13 protein-coding genes are annotated in these 19,320 nt (G+C 69.8%); 10 read left to right on the forward strand and 3 right to left on the reverse strand.

Annotated elements, in window-relative coordinates:
• The first annotated feature begins 327 nt into the window (after window positions 1-327).
• Genes proS through GWK16_RS14405 form a run of 3 tightly spaced genes read left to right on the forward strand, consistent with a single transcriptional unit; the run spans window position 328 to window position 3,561 of the window.
• The gene (gene proS / locus GWK16_RS14395; protein ID WP_170054654.1) at window positions 328-1,641 is read left to right on the forward strand and encodes a proline--tRNA ligase; all 1,314 of its coding nucleotides are present in this window, start codon (window positions 328-330) and stop codon (window positions 1,639-1,641) included.
• Window positions 1,641-2,888 (forward strand): lipoprotein-releasing ABC transporter permease subunit, encoded by a 1,248-nt coding sequence (locus GWK16_RS14400; RefSeq protein WP_170054655.1) that lies wholly within the window; start codon window positions 1,641-1,643, stop codon window positions 2,886-2,888. The genes proS and GWK16_RS14400 overlap by 1 nt, the downstream gene beginning before the upstream one ends.
• On the forward strand, window positions 2,881-3,561 hold the full coding sequence (locus GWK16_RS14405; RefSeq protein WP_170054656.1) for an ABC transporter ATP-binding protein: 681 nt from the start codon (window positions 2,881-2,883) through the stop codon (window positions 3,559-3,561). Before GWK16_RS14400 ends, GWK16_RS14405 begins: the two co-directional genes overlap by 8 nt.
• 64 nt (window positions 3,562-3,625) lie before the next feature.
• Here GWK16_RS14405 and GWK16_RS14410 read toward each other — a convergent pair whose 3' ends face one another.
• Window positions 3,626-4,189 (reverse strand): HupE/UreJ family protein, encoded by a 564-nt coding sequence (locus GWK16_RS14410; protein ID WP_170054657.1) that lies wholly within the window; start codon window positions 4,187-4,189, stop codon window positions 3,626-3,628.
• 206 nt (window positions 4,190-4,395) lie between these two features.
• On the opposite strand from GWK16_RS14410, the gene dnaE reads away from it, so the two are divergent.
• On the forward strand, window positions 4,396-7,857 hold the full coding sequence (gene dnaE, locus GWK16_RS14415) for a DNA polymerase III subunit alpha (protein ID WP_170054658.1): 3,462 nt from the start codon (window positions 4,396-4,398) through the stop codon (window positions 7,855-7,857).
• A 214-nt stretch (window positions 7,858-8,071) separates the two neighbouring features.
• Here the strand turns inward: dnaE and GWK16_RS14420 are convergent, their stop codons facing one another.
• Together GWK16_RS14420 and GWK16_RS14425 are read right to left on the reverse strand one after the other, a co-directional pair.
• A complete protein-coding gene (locus GWK16_RS14420; RefSeq protein ID WP_170054659.1) occupies window positions 8,072-9,472 on the reverse strand; it encodes an amidase family protein in 1,401 nt (466 codons plus the stop codon).
• Complete coding sequence (locus GWK16_RS14425; protein ID WP_170054660.1) at window positions 9,469-11,496, reverse strand: molybdopterin-containing oxidoreductase family protein; 2,028 nt, start codon at window positions 11,494-11,496, stop codon at window positions 9,469-9,471. Before GWK16_RS14425 ends, GWK16_RS14420 begins: the two co-directional genes overlap by 4 nt.
• A 129-nt stretch (window positions 11,497-11,625) precedes the next feature.
• Between GWK16_RS14425 and mazG the strand changes: the two genes are divergently transcribed.
• The 6 genes from mazG to GWK16_RS14455 all read left to right on the forward strand — a co-directional run bounded on the left by mazG (window position 11,626) and on the right by GWK16_RS14455 (window position 19,303).
• Window positions 11,626-12,438: a nucleoside triphosphate pyrophosphohydrolase gene (mazG, locus tag GWK16_RS14430; RefSeq protein WP_170054661.1), complete on the forward strand. Its 813-nt coding sequence runs from the start codon at window positions 11,626-11,628 to the stop codon at window positions 12,436-12,438.
• A gap of 36 nt (window positions 12,439-12,474) precedes the next feature.
• Complete coding sequence (locus tag GWK16_RS14435; protein WP_170054662.1) at window positions 12,475-13,395, forward strand: hypothetical protein; 921 nt, start codon at window positions 12,475-12,477, stop codon at window positions 13,393-13,395.
• A 378-nt stretch (window positions 13,396-13,773) separates the two neighbouring features.
• Window positions 13,774-14,892, forward strand: a complete 1,119-nt coding sequence (locus GWK16_RS14440; protein WP_170054663.1) for a cache domain-containing protein — start codon at window positions 13,774-13,776, stop codon at window positions 14,890-14,892.
• The gene (locus tag GWK16_RS14445; RefSeq protein ID WP_170054664.1) at window positions 14,889-16,100 is read left to right on the forward strand and encodes an HlyD family secretion protein; all 1,212 of its coding nucleotides are present in this window, start codon (window positions 14,889-14,891) and stop codon (window positions 16,098-16,100) included. Before GWK16_RS14440 ends, GWK16_RS14445 begins: the two co-directional genes overlap by 4 nt.
• The gene (locus GWK16_RS14450) at window positions 16,100-18,079 is read left to right on the forward strand and encodes a glycosyltransferase (RefSeq protein ID WP_248291379.1); all 1,980 of its coding nucleotides are present in this window, start codon (window positions 16,100-16,102) and stop codon (window positions 18,077-18,079) included. The genes GWK16_RS14445 and GWK16_RS14450 overlap by 1 nt, the downstream gene beginning before the upstream one ends.
• A 681-nt stretch (window positions 18,080-18,760) precedes the next feature.
• Entirely contained in the window at window positions 18,761-19,303 is a 543-nt protein-coding gene (locus tag GWK16_RS14455; RefSeq protein ID WP_170054665.1) for a hypothetical protein, read from the forward strand.
• The last annotated feature ends 17 nt before the right edge of the window (window positions 19,304-19,320 follow it).

The following is a 19,320-nucleotide window of genomic DNA, read 5'->3' on the forward strand; positions in this document are numbered from 1 at the left end:
TCCGTTGTTCGCCGAGCCCCGGCCGACCATCCTAGGCCTCAGGAAGAGGTTGGTTCTCTTCCTGCCGTGTGACTGGCGTTTCCTCCCTAAACTTGGGCCGCGACCTCTGGGGCGCGGCCCTTCTTTTTGTCTTAACGGCCGCGGCTAGCGGCCTCAAGCATAAAGTGAGTGCTTCTGCCCTTCTCGCGACCGAAAATGTCGCTGCGATGCAGCATCGCGACTTGTTGTTGCCTGACGCGCGACGGCCCGCGGCCCCTTTCAGCGACCCCGCCGCATCGCTAGGGTCGCGACCGATTCCGCAGTCGACCCGCCGCAAAGGAATGAACCTTGCGCCTCTCCCGCGCCTTCCTGCCCACGCTCAAGGAAACCCCGGCCGAGGCGCAGATCGCCTCCCACCGCCTGATGCTGCGCGCCGGGCTGATCCGTCAGACCGCCGCGGGCATCTACGCCTGGCTGCCGGCCGGGCTGCGCGTGCTGCGCAAGGTCGAACAGATCGTCCGCGAGGAACAGGATCGCGCCGGCGCCCAGGAAATCCTGATGCCGACCATTCAGTCAGCCGATCTCTGGCGGGAATCCGGCCGCTACGAAGACTACGGCAAGGAGATGCTGCGCATCCGCGACCGCCACGAGCGCGAGATGCTGTTCGGCCCGACCAACGAGGAAGTGGTCACCGACATCTTCAAGCAGTTCGCCAAGTCCTACCGCGACCTGCCGCGCAACCTCTACCACATCCAGTGGAAGTTCCGTGACGAGGTGCGCCCGCGCTTCGGCGTGATGCGCGGCCGCGAGTTCCTGATGAAGGACGCCTATTCATTCGACCTCGACAAGGCGGGCGCCGAGCATTCCTACCGCCAGATGTTCCTCGCCTACCTCCGCACCTTCCAGCGCATGGGGCTGACCGCGGTGCCGATGCGCGCCGATACCGGCCCGATCGGCGGTGAGCTCTCGCACGAGTTCATCATCCTCGCCGAGACCGGTGAGAGCGGCGTCTTCTACGACGCCGGCTACGAGGAGACGGATTGGGCGGGATCCAACGTCTCCTTCGACGACGTGGAGGGGCTGAAGGCCTTCTTCGACCGCGTCACCGGCACCTATGCCGCGACGGACGAGATGCATGACGAGGCCGCCTGGGCCGCGGTGCCGGAAGCGCGCCGCCGCGAGGGCCGCGGCATCGAGGTCGGACACATCTTCTTCTTCGGCACCAAATACAGCGCGCCGCTCGGCCTGTCCGTCACAGGGTCGGATGGCGTGCCGGTGATCCCGGAGATGGGATCCTACGGCATCGGCGTCTCCCGCCTGGTGGGCGCGCTGATCGAGGCGAACCACGACGAGGCCGGCATCAAGTGGCCCGACGCGGTCGCACCCTGGTCCGCCGCGATCCTCAACCTGCGCCCCGGCGACGCGGCGACGGATGCGATGTGCGAGACACTCTATGCGCGGCTCGGCGACGAGGTGGTCTATGACGACCGCAGCGCCCGCGCCGGCGAGAAGTTCGCCGACGCCGACCTGATGGGCTTCCCCTGGCAGGCGATCGTCGGCCCGCGCGGGGCGGCCGCCGGCAAGGTGGAACTCAAGCGCCGGGCCACCGGGGAACGCGCGGAGGTCTCGCTCGAGGACGCCGTCGCGAAGATCCGCGGCTGATGTTCAACGCCTTCGAGCGTGCCGTCGCCTTCCGCTACCTGCGCGCCCGCAAGGGCGAGCGGTTCGTGTCGGTGATCGCGATCTTCTCGCTGGTCGGCATCGCGCTCGGCGTCGCGACGCTGATCATCGTGATGAGCGTGATGAACGGCTTCCGCGCGGAACTGCTCGGCCGAATCCTCGGGCTGAACGGGCATATCGGCGTCTATGCCGCCGAGGGACCGTTCCGTGACTACGACGCGGTGACCAACCGCATCCGCGCCATCCCGGGCATCGTCTCGGCGACGCCGATCGTCGAGGGGCAGGTGCTGATCACGAGCGAGCGGGGCGGGGCCTCGGGCGGCCTCGCGCGCGGCATCCGGCCGGAAGACCTGCGCGAACGGCGCATCATCGCGGATGGCATCCGCTGGGGCAGCCTGGCGGATTTCCAGGGCGAGGATGCGATCATCCTCGGCACGCGGCTTGCGAACCGGCTGCGGGTGACGGTGGGGGACAGCGTCTCGCTGGTGGCGCCGCAGGGGCGGACGACGGTGTTCGGCACGGTGCCGCGGGTGAAGTCCTATCAGGTCGTCGCATTGTTCGACGTCGGGATGAACGAATACGATTCCTCCTTCGTCTTCCTGCCGCTCGAAGCCGCGCAGCTGTATTTCCAGCAGCGCGGGGCGGCGACGCAGATCGAGGTCTTCGTCCAGGACCCGACGCGGGTGCGCACCATCATGCGCGAGATCCGTGAGCGTGCTGGCAGCCCTGTGACGGTGCTATCCTGGCAGGACGCGAATTCCTCCTTCTTCAACGCGGTGCAGGTCGAGCGGAACGTGATGTTCCTGATCCTCACGCTCATCATCATCGTGGCGGCGTTCAACATCGTCTCCTCGCTGATCATGATGGTGAAGGACAAGGGCAGGGACATCGCGATCCTGCGAACCATGGGGGCGACGCGCGGGGCGGTGATGCGGATCTTCCTGCTCTGCGGTGCGTCGGTCGGCGTGCTGGGGACGCTGATCGGCTTCCTGATCGGCGTCGTCTTCTGCTGGAACATCGAGAGCATCCGCCAGGCATTGCAGTCCCTGTCGGGCACCGAGCTGTTCAGCCCGGAGGTCTATTTCCTCACGCGGCTGCCGGCGATCCTGGACTACAACGAGGTCGCGCAGGTGGTCGGCATGGGGTTGGTGCTGTCGCTGCTCGCGACGCTCTATCCATCCTGGCGGGCGGCCAAGACCGACCCGGTGGAGGCGCTGCGCAATGAGTGAGCCGCTGCTGCGCCTCGCCGCCGTCGAGCGGCGCTACAAGTCGGAGGCCGGCGAATTGCCGGTGCTGCGCGGGGCCGACCTGACGCTGGCCGCCGGCGAGATCGTCGCACTGGTCGCACCCTCGGGGACAGGCAAGTCGACGCTGCTGCACCTCGCGGGGCTGCTCGAGAAGCCGGATGGCGGGGAGGTCTTCGTCGGAGGGAAGGGGGCCGGGACGCTGTCGGACGATGCGCGGACGGGCATCCGCCGCACGACGATCGGCTTCGTCTACCAGTTCCATCACCTGCTGCCGGAATTCACGGCGGAGGAGAACATCGCGCTGCCGCAGATGGCCGCCGGCGTGTCGCGGCGGGACGCGAATGCGCGGGCGCATGAACTGCTCGCGGCCTTCGGACTGACGGGGCGCGAGACGCACCGGCCGGGGAAGCTGTCGGGCGGCGAGCAGCAGCGCGTCGCGATCGCGCGGGCGCTGGCGAACCGCCCGCGCATCCTGTTGGCGGACGAGCCGACCGGGAACCTCGACGTCGGCACCTCTGACCGGGTCTTCGCGGAACTGCTGGAGCAGGTGCGCGGCCACGGCGTCGCGGCGCTGGTGGCGACGCACAACCCGGACCTGGCGCGCCGCATGGACCGCATCGTGACGCTTCAGGACGGCCGCATCATCCCCGCCTGAAGGTATCCAAAGAAGGTTGGGGGGGCTCGGGGGGAAGTTCCCTTCCCCCCGACCTTCTTCTTGTTCAGCCGACGACCATCAGCGCAAGACCTGCCGCCGCGATCCCGGCCCCGCCAATCCGCGCCAGGGTCACGCGATGCGTCGCGACCCGCCCGATCGCGAACCCCGCGGCGTGCAGCAGCGCGGAGGCCGCGAGCATCCCCACCGCGGTCAGCGCGACGGATCCGCCGATCTCCGCCCCATGCACCGCGCCGTGCAGCAGGCCGAAGAGACCCGCGAGCGGCAGCGCGACCGCGCCCGGCAGGCGCACCGAGATCGCCAGGATCAGCCCCAGCGCGAGGACGGAGGCCGCGACCCCGTGCTCGATGCCGGTGGGCAGCGGTGCGAGGAGGCCGAGCCCGATCCCGCCCGCCATGCCGCCGAGGAAGGCCGCGGGCAGCGCCCAGGCGCGCGCCAGCCCCGCCTGCGAGGCCCAGAGGCCGATGGCGAGCATCGCGACGAGGTGATCGACGCCGAGCAGCGGATGCGCGAGGCCGGCGGCGAGGCCCTCGGCATGGCCGCCATGGGCCAGGGCGGGACCCGCGGCGAGCGTCGGAAGAATGAGGGCTGCGGCGCGCAGCAGGCGCATGGTCGTCTCCGTGGCTTTCGGTCCGGCACCGATCCTGACGGCGGCGCCTTGGCCCGGCAAGGCGAGCAAAGGCCATGCCGCCCGAGGCGCCGCGTGGAGCAAGCGCTTGCCGGGCGCCGACGCCGCGGAGCACGGGCTTGCCCAGCGCCGGCGCGTTCCGCCGGCGGGGCCGCTGCGCTACCCTGGTCGCCCCGGCGAGTCCTGCGATGAGCGACCAGACCTCCTTCGTCCACGTGCACGTCCATTCCGCCTATTCCTTGAGCGAAGGCGCGATCAAGGCGGACAAGCTGGCCTCGCTGGCGGCCTCCAACGGCATGCCTGCGGTGGCGCTGACCGACAGTGCCAACATGTTCGGCGCGTTGGAATTCTCCGGCGCCTGCGTGAAGAAGGGCGTGCAGCCGATCATGGGCTGCCGGCTGTTCCTGACGCGGGCGGAAGCGGATCCCGACCGGCCGGAAGTGGCTCGGCAGATGCCCGATCCGCTGGTCGCGCTCGCGATGGACGCGCGCGGCCTCGACAACCTGCAGAAGCTGTCGTCGAGCGGCTATCTGCGGGACGATCCCTCGGGCCGGCCGGCGATCACGCTCGATCTTCTGCGCAGCCATGCCGAGGGACTGTTCCTGCTGACAGGCGGCACGCTCGGACCGATCGCGCGGCTGATCGGGGATGGGCGGCGCGATGCGGCGGCGCGCATCCTCGATGCGCTGCGCGAGGCCTTCCCGGATCGCCTGGCGGTCGAGTTGCACCGCCACGGCCTGGCGCAGGAACCGGGGATCGAAAGCGGGCTGCTGTCGCTGGCGCAATCCGCCCGCCTGCCGATCGTGGCCGCGAACGACGTCTATTTCGCCGCCCCCGAGATGCATGAGGCGCACGACGCGCTGCTCTGCATCGCCGAGGGCCGCACCATGGCGGAGCGCGAGCGCCGCCGCGTCACGCCCGAGCATTGGTTCAAGCCGGCCGCGGCGATGCGGAGCCTCTTCGCCGACCTGCCGGACGCCTGCGACAACACGCTCGCCATCGCGCGCATGTGCGCCGTGATGGCCGAGGAGAAGAAGCCCGAACTGCCGATCTGCCCCAAGGTGAAGGAGGGCATGACCGAGGCCGAGACCGTCCGCGCCATGGCGGTCGAGGGGCTCGAGAAGCGGCTCGACGCCATGATCCCCGCCCCGGACGAGGAGAAGCGGAAGGTCTACCGCGATCGGCTCGACTACGAGCTCGGCGTCATCGAGAAGATGGGCTTCCCCGGCTACTTCCTGATCGTCGCTGACTTCATCCAGTGGGCGAAGGCGCAGACACCGCCGATCCCGGTGGGGCCGGGGCGCGGTTCGGGCGCGGGCTCGGTCGCGGCCTGGGCGCTGCTGATCACGGACCTCGACCCGCTGCGCTTCGGCCTGCTGTTCGAGCGCTTCCTGAACCCCGAGCGCGTGTCGATGCCGGACTTCGACATCGACTTCTGCCAGGACCGGCGCGACGAGGTGATCAAGTACGTGGTGCGCGAATACGGCGCCGACCGCGTCGCGCAGATCATCACCTTCGGCAAGCTGCAGGCGAAGGCGGCCGTGCGCGACGTGGGGCGCGTGCTTGGCATGCCCTATGGGCAGGTGGACAAGATCGCCTCCCTGATCCCGTTCAACCCCGCCAAACCGGTCGGCCTTACCGATGCCATCGCCGGCGAGCCGCGGCTGCAGGAACTGCGCGACGGCGACGAACAGGTAGCCCGGCTGCTCGACATCGCGCAGCAGGTCGAAGGGCTGTACCGCAACGCCTCGACCCATGCGGCGGGCGTGGTGATCGGGCGGAAGCCGCTGATCGAGATCGTGCCGCTGTATCGCGATCCGCGGTCGGAGATGCTCGTCACCCAGTACTCGATGAAGTACGCGGAAGCGGCATCCCTGGTGAAGTTCGACTTCCTCGGCCTCAAGACGCTGACGGTGATCGAGCGGGCGCTCGGCATCCTTGCGGGGCAGGGGACGCATATCGACATCAGCGCCATCCCGCTCGACGACCCGAAGACCTACGCCATGCTCGCCAAGGGCGACGCGGCCGGGGTGTTCCAGTTCGAAGGGCAGGGGATGCGCGACTGCCTGCGGCAGATGCGCGCCAGCCGGTTCGAGGACCTGGTCGCGGCGGTGGCGCTCTATCGCCCCGGCCCGATGGCGAACATCCCGGCCTATTGCGCACGCAAGGCGGGCGAGCCCTGGGAACCGCCGCATCCGGCGATCATGCACATCCTGGCCGAGACCTACGGGATCATGGTCTACCAGGAACAGGTCATGCAGATCGCGCAGGACCTGGCGGGCTACAGCCTGGGCGGCGCCGACCTGTTGCGCCGCGCGATGGGCAAGAAGATCCGCGAGGAGATGGTCAAGCAGCGCGCCATCTTCTGCGAGGGCGCCGAGAAGCGCGGCATCGAGCCGGCCAAGGCGGCCGAGATCTTCGACCTGATGGAGCGCTTCGCCGACTACGGCTTCAACAAGTCGCACGCCGCGGCCTATGCGCTGGTCAGCTACCAGACGGCCTGGCTGAAGGCGAACCATCCGGTCGCCTTCCTCGCGGCGTCGATGACGCTCGACATGTCGAACACGGACAAGCTCGCGGGGCACATGCAGGAGGCCGCGCGGCTCGGCATTCCCGTCCTGCCGCCGGACATCAACCGATCGGGCGCCGAGTTCCGGGTGGAGACGACGCCCGAGGGCAAGGAGGCGATCCGCTTCGCCTTGGCCGCGGTGAAGCGGGTGGGCGAGGCGGCGATGAAGGACCTGGTGAAGGCGCGCGATGCCGCCGGGCCCTTTGCTTCGCTGGCCGACATGGCGGCGCGGGTCGATCCGAAGCTGCTCAACAAGATGCAGATCGAGAACCTGGCCCGGGCCGGCGCCTTCGAGGCGCTGGAGAAGAACCGCGCCAAGGTCATGGCCGGGGCCGAAACGATCCTACGCCGCGCGCAATCCAGCGCCGAGGAACGGGATTCCGGCCAGATCGGCCTGTTCGGGGCGGATTCACAACGAAATGAGCCGCTCCGGCTGCCGGATGTGCCGGACTGGCCGTTGTTCGATCGCCTGGCCCATGAATCCGAGGCGGTCGGCTTCCATCTCTCAGCCCATCCGCTCGACACCTACCGCAAGGCGCTGCAGCGGCTCGGGGTGACGCCGTCGGCGCTGATCGCGGACCGGGCGCGGGCCGGGTCGTCGCGGCTGAAGCTGGCCGGGACCGTGGTGAACTCGAAGGAACGGACGACCAAGACCGGCAGCCGGATGGCCTGGGTTCGGCTGTCCGACGCCCAAGGGTCCTATGAGGTGACCTGCTTCTCCGAGGTCCTGAACCGGTCGCGCGACCTGCTGGTGGAAGGCAGCGCCGTGCTGGTGACCGCCGAGGCCCGGATGGACGGCGAGGCACTGCGGCTGACGGCGAACGAGGTCGAGAGCCTCGAGAAGGCGGCGAGCGGCGCCGGGGGTGGGATCCGGCTGTGGCTGGACGAGATTTCCGCCGTCGATCCGATCCGGGCGATCCTGACGCGGGAGGGCCGCGGGCGCGGGCGCGTCGTGCTGGTGCCGCGCACGGGGCCGGGCCAGGAAGTGGAACTGGCGCTGCCGGGGGGCTTCAACATCGGCCCCAAGGTCATGCAGGCGATGAAGGTGGTGCCGGGGGTTTCCAGCGTGGAGGAGATCTGAGGGCTCGCCAGGTCATCTCAGTTTTTCCATAATATACCTTATGCGGCTTTCAGATGCTGCGATGTGGGCCCGGAGGGCTCTGCCCTCCGGACCTCCCGCCAAAGGCCGAAGGGCCTTTGGAAACCGTGACTTGGGTGGTGCTGCGGTGATGGTGTCCAGAGGCCTTTCGGCCTTTGGCGGGGTGGTTCGGAGGGGCAGCGCCCTCCGCTGCGCGTCACAGCGACGCAAAGCCCGGCGTGAACGGACGCTCCTCGAGAAACGCCCCGGCGGCACGCAGCACCAGCGCATCCGCGCAGCGCGGCCCGGCGATCTGCAACCCGATCGGCAGTCCCTCCCCGGTCCGACCGCACGGGATGGACGCCGCCGCGCCGTGGGACAGGTCGAAGGGATAGGAGAACTCCGCCCAGACCAGCCAGTCCCAGACGTGGTCCGGCCAATGCGCCGGGCGCTGGCGGCCGACCTCGAAGGCAGCGACCGAGGCTGCCGGAGTCACCAGCAGGTCCCAGCCGGAAGCGAACCATTCCCCGATCTCGGCGGCATAGGCGATGCGCCGGGCCTGGGCCTGGATCGCCTGCTGCAGCGTCATGCCGGCATAGTCGTCCAGGCAGGCCGCCAGCCCCGGGTCCTGTTCCGCCCGGCGGGCCGGATCGGTCTCCAGGAAGGGCAGCATGGCGATGCCCCAGATGTCGCGCTCGAGGCCCGGGCCCTTCGGCCCCCAGGGCGGCGTGACCTCCTCGACCCGGGCGCCGAGGCGTTCGAAGACCGGGATGGCAGCGCGGACGGCCTCGGCCACCTCGGGGTCGACCCGCGCGTGGCCGAGGTCGGGACTGTAGGCGATGCGGAGGCCGCGCAGGTCGGGCAGCCCGATGTCGGCCGCTCGAAACCCGCCAGGTAATGTCGTATGATCAGAAGGATGGAAGCCGGCCATCACTTCCAGCATCAAGGCGGCGTCGGGCACGTTCCGGGTGATCGGCCCGGCATGGGAGAGCGACCCGTTGTTCGTGACGGGCGCGTAGGGCACCAGCCCGAAGGTCGGCTTGTGGCCCACCGCGCCGCAGAAATGCGCCGGCAGGCGGATCGACCCTGCCCCATCCGTGCCGATGTGCAGCGCCCCGCACCCTGCCCCGGCCAGCGCCGCGGCGCCCGAGGACGACCCGCCGGCGGTGCGGCCATGCTTCCATGGGTTATGCGTATGCCCCGTCAGCGGACTGGTGCTGACCGCGGTCCATCCGTATTCGGTGGCCGTCGTCTTGCCCGTGATGATCGCCCCGGCCGCCTTCAGCCGCGCGACCATCGGGGAATCATGCCCGACCGGCTCCGGGCTGCTCAGCCGCGTCCCGCGCCGGGTCGGCAGCCCCTTCACGGCCGTGATGTCCTTCACCGAGACCGGGACGCCGTGCAGCGGGCCGAGCTCCCCGTCACCCATGGCCGCGGCCTCGGCGGCGCGGGCGGCGTCCATCGCGCGCTCGGCGTCGAGGACGACCACGGCGTTGATCTTCGGCTGCCAGGCCTCGATGCGCTCGATCACCGCGCGGGTCACCTCGACGGGAGAGGCCTGCCGGGTGCGGATCAGCCGGGCCTGTTCGGTGGCCGGCAGGGTCGCGAGGTCGCTCATGCCGCCTTCTCCCACGCCGCGACGTCGAGGAAGGTCGACTGGTAGCAGGCCCCCTCGCCCATGTCGGTCAGCCGCGTGTCGCACAGCATGTTCACGGTGCCGGACACCGCTTCGCCGTCCGGGCGCTGGCCGGGCACCAGCACCACGCCCGGCTGCACCTCGTCGCTGATCTTCAGCACCAGGCCGACCTCGCCCCTGTCGTTGAACAGTCGCACCGCCTGCCCCTCGGCCAGGTTGCGCCGCGCGGCCTCCTCGGGGTGGACGATCGCGCAGGGCGCCCCTTCCCGCTTCCGCAGGAAGGGCGAGGCGGCATATGCGGTGTGCGCCTGGAAATAGCCCGGTGCGGTCAGCAGCCGCAGCGGCCAGCGGGTGGCGTCGGCCGCCTCGATCGGATCCTCCTCCCAGACCGGCATGGGCGGGACACCCTGCTGCGCGAGGGCCTCGGAGTAGATCTCGAGCTTGCCGGAGGGCGTGCGGAATTCCTGGGCCGCCGGCGGGGCGACCTTCACCGGCCCTTCGAAGACGCGGGCGGGATCGACATCGGCGATGATCCCGGTCGCGCCCTTGAAGAACAGCGGCATGATCTCCTTCGGCGCCATGGAGAAGACGGCATCCGTCAGCCCCATGCGCCGGCCGAGGTCCTGCGCGAGGTGGAAGTTCGACCGCGCCTCGTGCTGCGGCGGCACCGCCGCGGGGCCCCACTGCATCCGGTAGGAACCGTAGGAACGGTAGAAATCCTCGGTCTCGAGATAGGTCGTCGCCGGCAGGACGATGTCGGCGTAGCGCGCCGTGTCGGTCATGAAAGGGTCGTGGACGACGGTGAAGAGCTCCTCCCGCGACAACGCCCGGCGCAGGCGGTTGACGTCCGGGTTGGTCACCGCGGGGTTGTTCGCGGCGATGAACAGGGCGCGGATCGGCGGGTCGCGCATCTCCTCGAGCGCCTCGCCCAGCGCCAGGTGGTTCACCATCCGGGCCGAGGCCGGGCCCGACGGCTTGGCCACGACGCCGAACTGGAAATCCATCGACCCGGCGGCGAGCAGCAGCGCCCCGCCCCCTTCCCGTCCATAGGCGCCGGTCAGCGCCGGCAGGGTCGCCACCGCGCGCAGAGCCTGCCCGCCCTTGGCGAGGCGCGTCATGCCCTCGCCAAGGCGGATCAGGGACCGCTTCGCCGCGCCGTACATGGCGGCCAGCCGCTCCACGTCGTCGACCGACAGGCCGGTGATGCGCGCGACGCGCTCCGGCGCGAAGCCCGGCAGGACCTCGGTCGCCCAGCGGTCGAAGCCGAGCGTGTTCGCCGCGACGTAGTCCCGGTCGATCTTGCCGTCCCGCAGCAGGATATGGGCGATGCCGCAGGCGAGCGCGGCATCCGTGCCGATCCGGATCGGCAGGTGCCAGTCCGCCCGCGCCGCCGTCTGGCTGCGCCGCGGGTCGATCACGACCAGCTTCACCCCGGTCGCGCGCACCTTCTCGAGCAGCGTCCAGAAATGGACGTTGACCGCCATCAGGTCGCAGCCCCAGGCGATGACCAGGTCGGAATGGACGACGCTCTGCGGGTCGGTGCCGCCCACGGGCCCGAGGGTCATGTCCCAGGCCGTCTCGCAACACGTGTCGCAGACCGTCCCGGCCATCAGCCGCGTGGTGCCGAGGGCATGGAACAGCCCCGCCGGCAGCCGCCGGTTCATGTGCCCCTGATGGGCGGAATAGGCGTAGCCGAGGATCCCTAGCGGCCCGTCCTCGGCGATGATGGCCTTCCAGCGGGCGGTGATCTCGTCCAGCGCCGCGTCCCAGGTGATGGGGGCGAACTGGCCGCTGCCCTTAGGGCCGGTGCGCCGCATCGGGGTGCGAAGGCGGTCCGGGGAATGGAGCGTCTCCATGTCCCGGTTCACCTTCGCGCAGGCGAATCCGGCCGTGTAGGCCTCGTCCGGATCGCCCTGGATGCGGACCACCCGGCCATCCTCGACCTCGGCCAGGAGGGAGCACATGTCGGGGCAGTCATGGGCGCAGACGACGCGGACCTTGGGCATGGGGCGGGATGAGTCCTTGGGGTGTGGGGGCAGTCTCCGGCGGCGCCGGCCGCTTCGCAACCCGCCACGGCCCTTGCCAAGCCGGCGCCGTCGCGGGACGAGAATGCCCTGCCCGCTTCCGGACCCGCCATGACCGACCCCAAGGCCGCCATCACCCATCTGATCGACGTCATGGCGCGGCTGCGCGACCCCGAGACCGGCTGCCCCTGGGACCAGGTGCAGGACTTCCCGACCATCGCCCCCTACACGATCGAGGAAGCCTACGAGGTCGAGGACGCGATCGCTCGGGGCACGCCAGCCACCCTGCTGGACGAGCTCGGGGACCTGCTGTTCCAGGTCGTCTACCACGCCCGCATGGCCGAGGAACGGGGTTGGTTCGCCTTCGCCGACGTCGCCAAGGCGATTGCCGACAAGATGGTCCGCCGGCACCCCCACGTCTTCGGCGAGGAGGACGCCCGGACCGCCGAGCAGCAGACCGCCGCATGGGAGGCCCAGAAGGCCGCCGAGCGCGCGACCCGGCAGGAGCACGGGACGCTCGCCGGCCTGCCGCCCGGCCTGCCCGCCCTCACCCGCGCCGCGAAACTGACGCGCCGCGCCGGACGGGTCGGCTTCGACTGGCCGGACGCGGCGGCGGTGCTCGACAAGCTCGAGGAAGAGGCGTCCGAGCTGCGCGCGGAGCTGAAGACGCCGGGCCAGACGCCTGATACTGCAGCTTTGCGCGACGAGGTCGGGGACCTGCTCTTCGTGTTGGCGAACCTCGCCCGGAAGCTCGACCTCGACCCGGAGGACTGCCTGCGTGGGGCCAACCGCAAATTCGAGCGACGCTTCGGCCATATCGAAGAAGCACTTCGTCTTGAAGGAAAAATGCCCGCCGACGTGACGCTCGATCGCATGGAGGAATTGTGGCTCGATGCGAAGCGACGGGAGCGGAACGCAGGCTGAGGCATGAAGATCATTGGCACCTTTGGTCTTTTGATCTTGCTGCTTTTCCCGTGGGGTGAGGCATCCGCCCAGCCGCGGCGGACGCTGCTGGACGCCGGCGCTGGCGGGAAGGTCGAGGCGGTGCCGCAGGGCCGTGGCGAGGCGCTTCGCCTCGTCCGCGGCAACAGGACGCTATGGGAGGCGCGGGATCAGCGTTTCGCCGCCTTCCGGGACGGGGCGACCATCCCGCTCGGCAACGGGGGCCAAGCGGTCGGCATTACGGGATGGACCGGCGGCGCCTATTGCTGCTGGACCTTGCACCTGTTCCGGAGAACGCCGCAGGGGCTGACGCATGTCGCCTCCCTGCCGCTGGGCAAACGCGAACCGGATATGATCCGGCTGGCGGTGCCCGGCGCGGCGACGGTCCAGGTGGCCGACGCCGCCTTCGACTTCTGGGAGGCACCGGTCAGCCAGGCGACCGACCTGCACCCGACGGTGCCCTTCCGATGGACGGGCCAGGCACTGGAACCGGATGTCGCGGCGATGCGCCGGCCGATCGCCGCCGCGCTGGGCACGGCCTGCATCGAGATGGCAACGCCGACGGACATGCCGCCGCCCGAGCGGCGTGTCACGACCTACCCGGATACCGAGGCGGCGATCGCCGAACTCGGCGGCCGAGAGTGGTCGAGGGGCCCTGGGGCGACGGGCCCGCATCCGGGGGTGGAGGCCGCGCGGCTGGCCACCTGCCTGATCTACTCCGGCCAGGCGGCCGAGGCGCGGCGGCTGCTGCGCACGGTCTGGCCCGAGGGCGTACCCGGCCTCGCCGAGACCGAACGCCAGCTCACCGCCCGCCTCGCCTGCAGCCCCTTCGTCGCGGCCGTGCGGGCCGCCAACCCAGCCGGCGCGCCTTACGTCGGCGGCCGCTGCACCCCGAATTCCCCCGCCCAGACGGCCCTCTATGCCCTGAACTGGCGCTGAGGATCGGTTTCCAAAGGCCTTTCGGCCTTTGGCGGGGAGGTTTGGAGGGCCTGTATCCCCCTGTACCGAACTAGATTATCGCCCCCTTAAGGCTGCCTGACGCGCCGTGACAGGTTCAAATCAGGGACACGCAAGCATCTTGATTTGCTTCTGACGGGCTGATCCCGCCTGAGCGGTGCATCATGGGGTCGAATCCCAGTTCGTCCGCGAGTTCCCGGCGCGCCATGCTATCCGGCCGCGCAACCGCCCCGCTCATCCGCTCAATCGTTGGGGCCTGAGGGAAATCCAGCGCGGTCCAACTCCGCCAAGCACGTCCCGCAGGTTGCAGATTAGGGCGAGGCCGCTACCTTTTGGTTCGAGAGTACCGAAAAGAACGCAATGCGCCGGATTCCCACGCGGACACTCCCCGCGACCCTCGTCCTGCTGGTGATCTTCGCGGCGATCCTGCCGTTGATCGCAAGCATTCCTGGCTTCCTAGCGGCATCCAGAACCAATGTGGGCGATCGCGCGGCCGTTAGCCTCACTGCCGCGGCGCGCCAGATCAGCGCCCGGCTCGGGGCCGGCATCGCCGAGCAATGGGCCGAGCTTCGCACCGTGGCCGGCTGGGCCGCGGCGGAGGGCGTCGGGGGAAGCCTGCCGCTACGCCTCGACGCAGCGAAGGAACTGAATGGGCGCCTGGCCTGGATGGGCATCGCCGCGCCCGACGGGCGCGTGCTCATCGCCACCCGCAGGATCCTCGAAGGGCAGGACGTCTCGGCGCGGCCGTGGTTCCGCGCCGGCCTGCAGGGGGATTTCGCCGGGGACCTGCATGACGCGCTCCTCTTGGCACGCCACCTCGCCCCCGCGCCGGGCGGCGAGCCGATCCGGCTGATCGACTTCGCCATGCCGCTGCGTCGCGCCGACGGCTCGCTCATTGGCGTGATCGGCAGCCATGTGGACTGGGGTTGGATGCGCGACCGCGTGCGCCGCGCTCCCCTGCCGCCCGGCGTCGACGCGATGCTCGCCGCGCGGGACGGCACCGTCATCGTCGGGCCGGAAGGCCTCGAGGGCACCCGACTGACGCAGCGCAGCGCGCTGGCCGGCGGGCAGGGCGTCAGCACCGTCACGCAGGAACAATGGCCGGATGGTCGCCGCTACCTCGCCGCCGCCGTGCCGGCCGGGACCGCGGAGGGCGTCCCGGGCTTCGGCTGGACTGTCATCGTGCGCCAGCCGCCTGAAGCGGCCTTCGGCGAAGTGCGCTCGCTGGCCGGTGAGATCGGCGTGCCACTGCTGGCCAGCGGCGTGGTGATCCTGCTGGTCGGCCTGCTCGTCGCGCGCGCCGTCGCGAAGCCCTTTGGCCGCTTGGCGGATGCCGCCACCGCCCTGGCGGAAGGCCGGCTCGACAGCCCCGTCCCCGATACGCGCTCGACGCGGGAGGCCGCCCTGCTCTCGGCGGCCCTGGCGCGGCTCGACCGGCCCCCTGCGCAGGGCACCACTGCCGCGGGAGGCAAGGCATGAACCGCTGGGTCAAGGTCGGTGCGGGGATCCTCCTCCTCGCGGCCGGGCTATACGTCATCGTGGGCGAGCAGATGGCCGGCGTCTCGGCCGATGCCGTGGTGAATGCGCAAGTCGTCACGGTGCGCGCTCCGGTCGACGGGATCATCAGCCTGCAGGTCCGCACCCTCGGCACGCGCGTCACCGCGGAGGAGCCGCTGGGCAACATCACCGACCCGCGCCCAGACGAGCTGCGCTTGACCGATCTCCGCCAGACCCTCGCGCATGCCGAGACCGACCTGCGCCGCATCGAGGACCTGATCAACGCGCTCGTCGCCAGCCGCGCCGCCTATGCGCAGCAGGCGGAGGACTACGGCGTTGGCCGCACCCGACAGGTGGAGGCACGCTTGGCCGAGGCGACGGCGGCCCTCGAGGCTGCGCAGGCCCGGCTGCGCGAGGCGGACGCCACCATGCGCCGCGCGACCGACCTCAGCCGCCAGGGCATCCAGACCGCCGCCGACTTCAATCGCGCGCGCGCGGGGTTCGAGGTCGGCGGGCAGGAGGTGGAGGTGGCGCGCAACCGCCTGCTCTACCTGACCATCGAAGCCGACGCCGCGCGCCGCGGCGTCTTCCTCGGCGATTCCTACAACGACGCCCCGTCGTCCCAGCAGCGCGTGCGCGAGCTCGACCAGCGGATCGGCGAGCTCTCGGCCGAGGTGCGCGAGCGCAACCGCCGCATCGCGCAGCTCGAGGCCGCAGTCGCGGAGGAGCGCGTGCGCCTTGCCCGCTTTCGCGAAGCGCGTCTCATCGCCCCCGCGCCCGGCGTGCTGTGGGAGATCATGACGGGCAATGGCGAATACGTCCGCCGCGCGCAGGACGTGCTGCGCCTGGTCGACTGCACGACCACGCTGGTGACGGCCAGCGTGCGGGAATCCGTCTACAACCGGCTCAAGGTCGGCGACGCCGTGCAGTTCCGCCTGCTCGACGACGGGCGGATCTTCGAAGGCGTCGTCGCGCGCCTGGCCGGGTCGGGAGCTGAGACCATCTATCGCAGCCTCGCGGTCGGGCCGAGCGCGGAGCATCTCAAGCGCTTCGACGTCGCGGTCAGCGTGCCGGCGCTGGCCGCCGACCCCGAGCTCGCCTGCGCGGTGGGGCGGACTGGGCGGACGGTGTTCGCAGGCCGCCCGCTCGATGCGTTGCGACGGCTGATGTCGCAGTTCGGCCTCTTCTGATGCTGTTGCTCGGGGACTATTCGGCGGCGCTTGCCCCAGCGCTGCTCGTCCTCGGCCTTGCGCTCGTGATCCTGCCGCTGTGCCGGCGGGATGATCCCGCAGTGCGCGTCACGCTGTGCGTGATCGCATCGCTGCTCGCCTGGCGCTACATGGCCTGGCGCTTCGCTGAGACGGTGCCTGACCTCGACTGGACCTTCGACGCGCTGGTCGGCTGGGGCTTCGCGGTGCTCGAGGCGACGACGCTGCTCTCCTCGACGGTCGCCTTCCTGATCCTGACGCGTACCCGCAACCGCGCGCAGGAAGCCGACGACCATGCCGGCTGGTGGCGGCCGGCCCCCGCGCCCGTGGTGGACGTGCTGATCGCCACCTACAACGAGGAGGAGCCGATCCTCGAGCGCACCATCGCCGGGGCGTTGGCGCTACGCCATACAGGCACGCGCGTCTGGGTTCTGGATGACGGGCGGCGGGACTGGCTGCGGGCGCTCTGCGCTCGGCTCGGCGCGAACTACCTGACGCGCGCGGACAATTCGCACGCGAAGGCGGGCAACATCAACGCCGCCTTCGCGACGCTGCGCGCGCTCGATCGGCCGCCGGAGTTCGTCGCCGTGCTCGATGCCGACTTCGTGCCGCACAAGGACTTCCTCGACCGCGCGCTGGCGCTGTTCCACGACCCGAAGGTCGGGCTGGTCCAGACGCCGCAGCACTTCTTCAATCAGGACCCGATCCAACAGAACCTCGGCCTTGGCCGCACCTACCCGGACGAGCAGCGCTTCTTCTTCGACCACGTCCAGCCCGCGCGCGACGCCTGGGGCCTCGCCTTTTGCTGCGGCACATCCTCGGTCATGCGGTGGGCGGCGCTCGAGGCGATCGGCGGTTTTCCGGTCGGCTCGGTGACCGAGGACTACCTCATCACCCTGCGCCTGCAGGAGGAAGGCTATGCCACGGTCTACCTGAACGAGCCGCTGACCGAGGGCCTGGCGCCCGAGGGGCTCGGCGAATACATCACCCAGCGCGGGCGCTGGTGCCTGGGGCTGATGCAGATCGTGCGTGGGCCGCTGGGGCCCTTCGCGCGCAACCGTCTTCGGCTGCGCGACCGCATCGGCCTGGTGGACAGCTTCCTCTACTGGGCGACCACCTATCCGTTCCGGCTGGCGTGCCTCATCACGCCGCTCGCCTACTGGTACTTCGGCATCACCGTCGTCAACGCGCCGGTCGCCGGGGTGATCGAGTATTTCCTGCCCTACTTCGTCGCCGTGCTGGTCGCGGTGAACTGGATCTCCGGCGGGCTGATCGTGCCGGTGCTGAACGACGTCAGCCAGCTGCTCGGCGCGAAGGAGATCAGCAAGGCGGTCGCGATCGGCATCGCGCAGCCCAAGGGGCACAAGTTCAAGGTCACGGCGAAGGGTGGCGATCGCACGCGCGTCGTCGTGCAATGGCCTTTACTGCGCCCGCTCCTCATCGTCTTCGTGCTGACCCTCGGCGGTCTGTTCTTCTCGCCCGCAACCGACATCGTCTTTGACCGTGACGCGGGAGATGGGAAGTGGGTGATCCTGGGCTGGACGATCTACAACCTCTTCGTGCTCGCCGCCGCGATGGCGGTCTGCATCGAGCTGCCGCGCGCGAGCACCGCACCGCGGATTTTGCCCGAACGCGTCGTGCTGCATACCATGTTCGGGGACGGCAATGCCTGGCTGATGCGCCTGACGACTGAGGACGCTTGGCTGCGCGGCGGCCCCTTCCTTTCATCGGGCGACACCTGCGAGGTTGTGATCGAGGGGGTGGGGCGCGTGTCTGCCAAGGTCACGCGCGTGGAACCGAGCGGTTCGGCGATCGCACTCATGCCCGACGAGGCGCAGCGAACGGCGCTGCTGGTCCGCCTACACACGCGCGAAGGCGCGACCGGCACGACCGAGGTCGATGTGGGCGGGCTCCTTACCGACCTCGCCCTGCGCGCCAGCCGGGGGTGGATGGGGCGCTGAAAGGGCGCCGGGTCAGGAGGAGGAGGTTCACGATGGAGGAGCCGCAGCGTCTACCGAAGGTCTCATCCGATGCGTCGGGATGAACTGGCGCTGTGTGAAACGGCGCCTGCTCCACGGATCGGAGGGTCGGAACGGGACGTTCGCATCTTTCTGCACCTTGGATGCGAGGTGGATATGCAGGGAGTAAGAAGGCAGTCGAGGATATCGGATAATTCCACGCCCCCACCCCCACGGGTAGCCGCTCGACTTGGCACTCATCATAGTGCTGCCGGCTGGCTGACAGGGCGCAATCGCCTTCGCGCAATCGCGCCGGCCAGAGAACTTCCGTCCCCGGTTCCCACCGCTGCTCCATTATTCTCTCTCACAACCTGTCTCTCCTTCTGGAGCCACCGCGCTGAGGCGCAGCTTTGGCCAAGGGTTGCGGGCGAACCTTGATGGTTCGACAGCGCAACCAGCGCCGAATTTCGGCCGGAGAGAGCGGAGAGTCTCCGAACCTTGAGGGTAGGCCGATTTTACCCTCAAGCTTAAAGCTTTGAATTACGGTATTGTTTTTCGACTTCAGGTGCCGGAAGTCAGCAAATCGGTCGCTCCTCCAATCGCGCTGTTCTGCGAAATGTCGATCGACCACCAAGCTTTTGTGCGGCGTCGAAGTGCCGCTTTACCTCGCCATACTGGACGTCCATGGACGACATCGACCGCGTCTTCGCCCGCTTCAAGGACGACAAGCCAGAGCCGACGAACCGGCACGAAACGCTGAACATCCCTCGTCGCAACGGGGCCGGCAGCAGCAGGACCGTGGAAGTCGTGCACCTGCGATCCGGCACGGGGAGCAAGGATCGCCCACAGCGATTGGACCCACGCGTCCGAGCCGCATCCTGGGAAGGCGGCTTTCGAACACAGCGACCGGTCGCGACGCCCGCGCCCACTGCGCCTGCCGCCGCCGCGACAGCGCCCACGACGCACGTGATGCCGGCTTGGGAACCTGCGGCGACCAAGGAGGCATCCTCGGCTCCCGGATCGATCAACGTGGCTGAAGCGCCCGATGCCGCCGCACGCCGCGGCCGAGGGCGGCCCCGCAAGGAGGTCCGCCCGACGCCGCCCGCGAGGCACGTGGCGGACCCGTTCGACGCCGATGACGATGGCGCCAACTGCATGCGCTGCGGCTACGCTATCGAGCCGGCGCGCGAGAAGCGGGGCCTGACTACGTGCTCGGAGTGCGGGTAGTCCATCCATCACACCAC

This window comes from Neoroseomonas marina (assembly GCF_012927745.1).
In the GTDB taxonomy this organism is placed as follows: domain Bacteria; phylum Pseudomonadota; class Alphaproteobacteria; order Acetobacterales; family Acetobacteraceae; genus Neoroseomonas; species Neoroseomonas marina.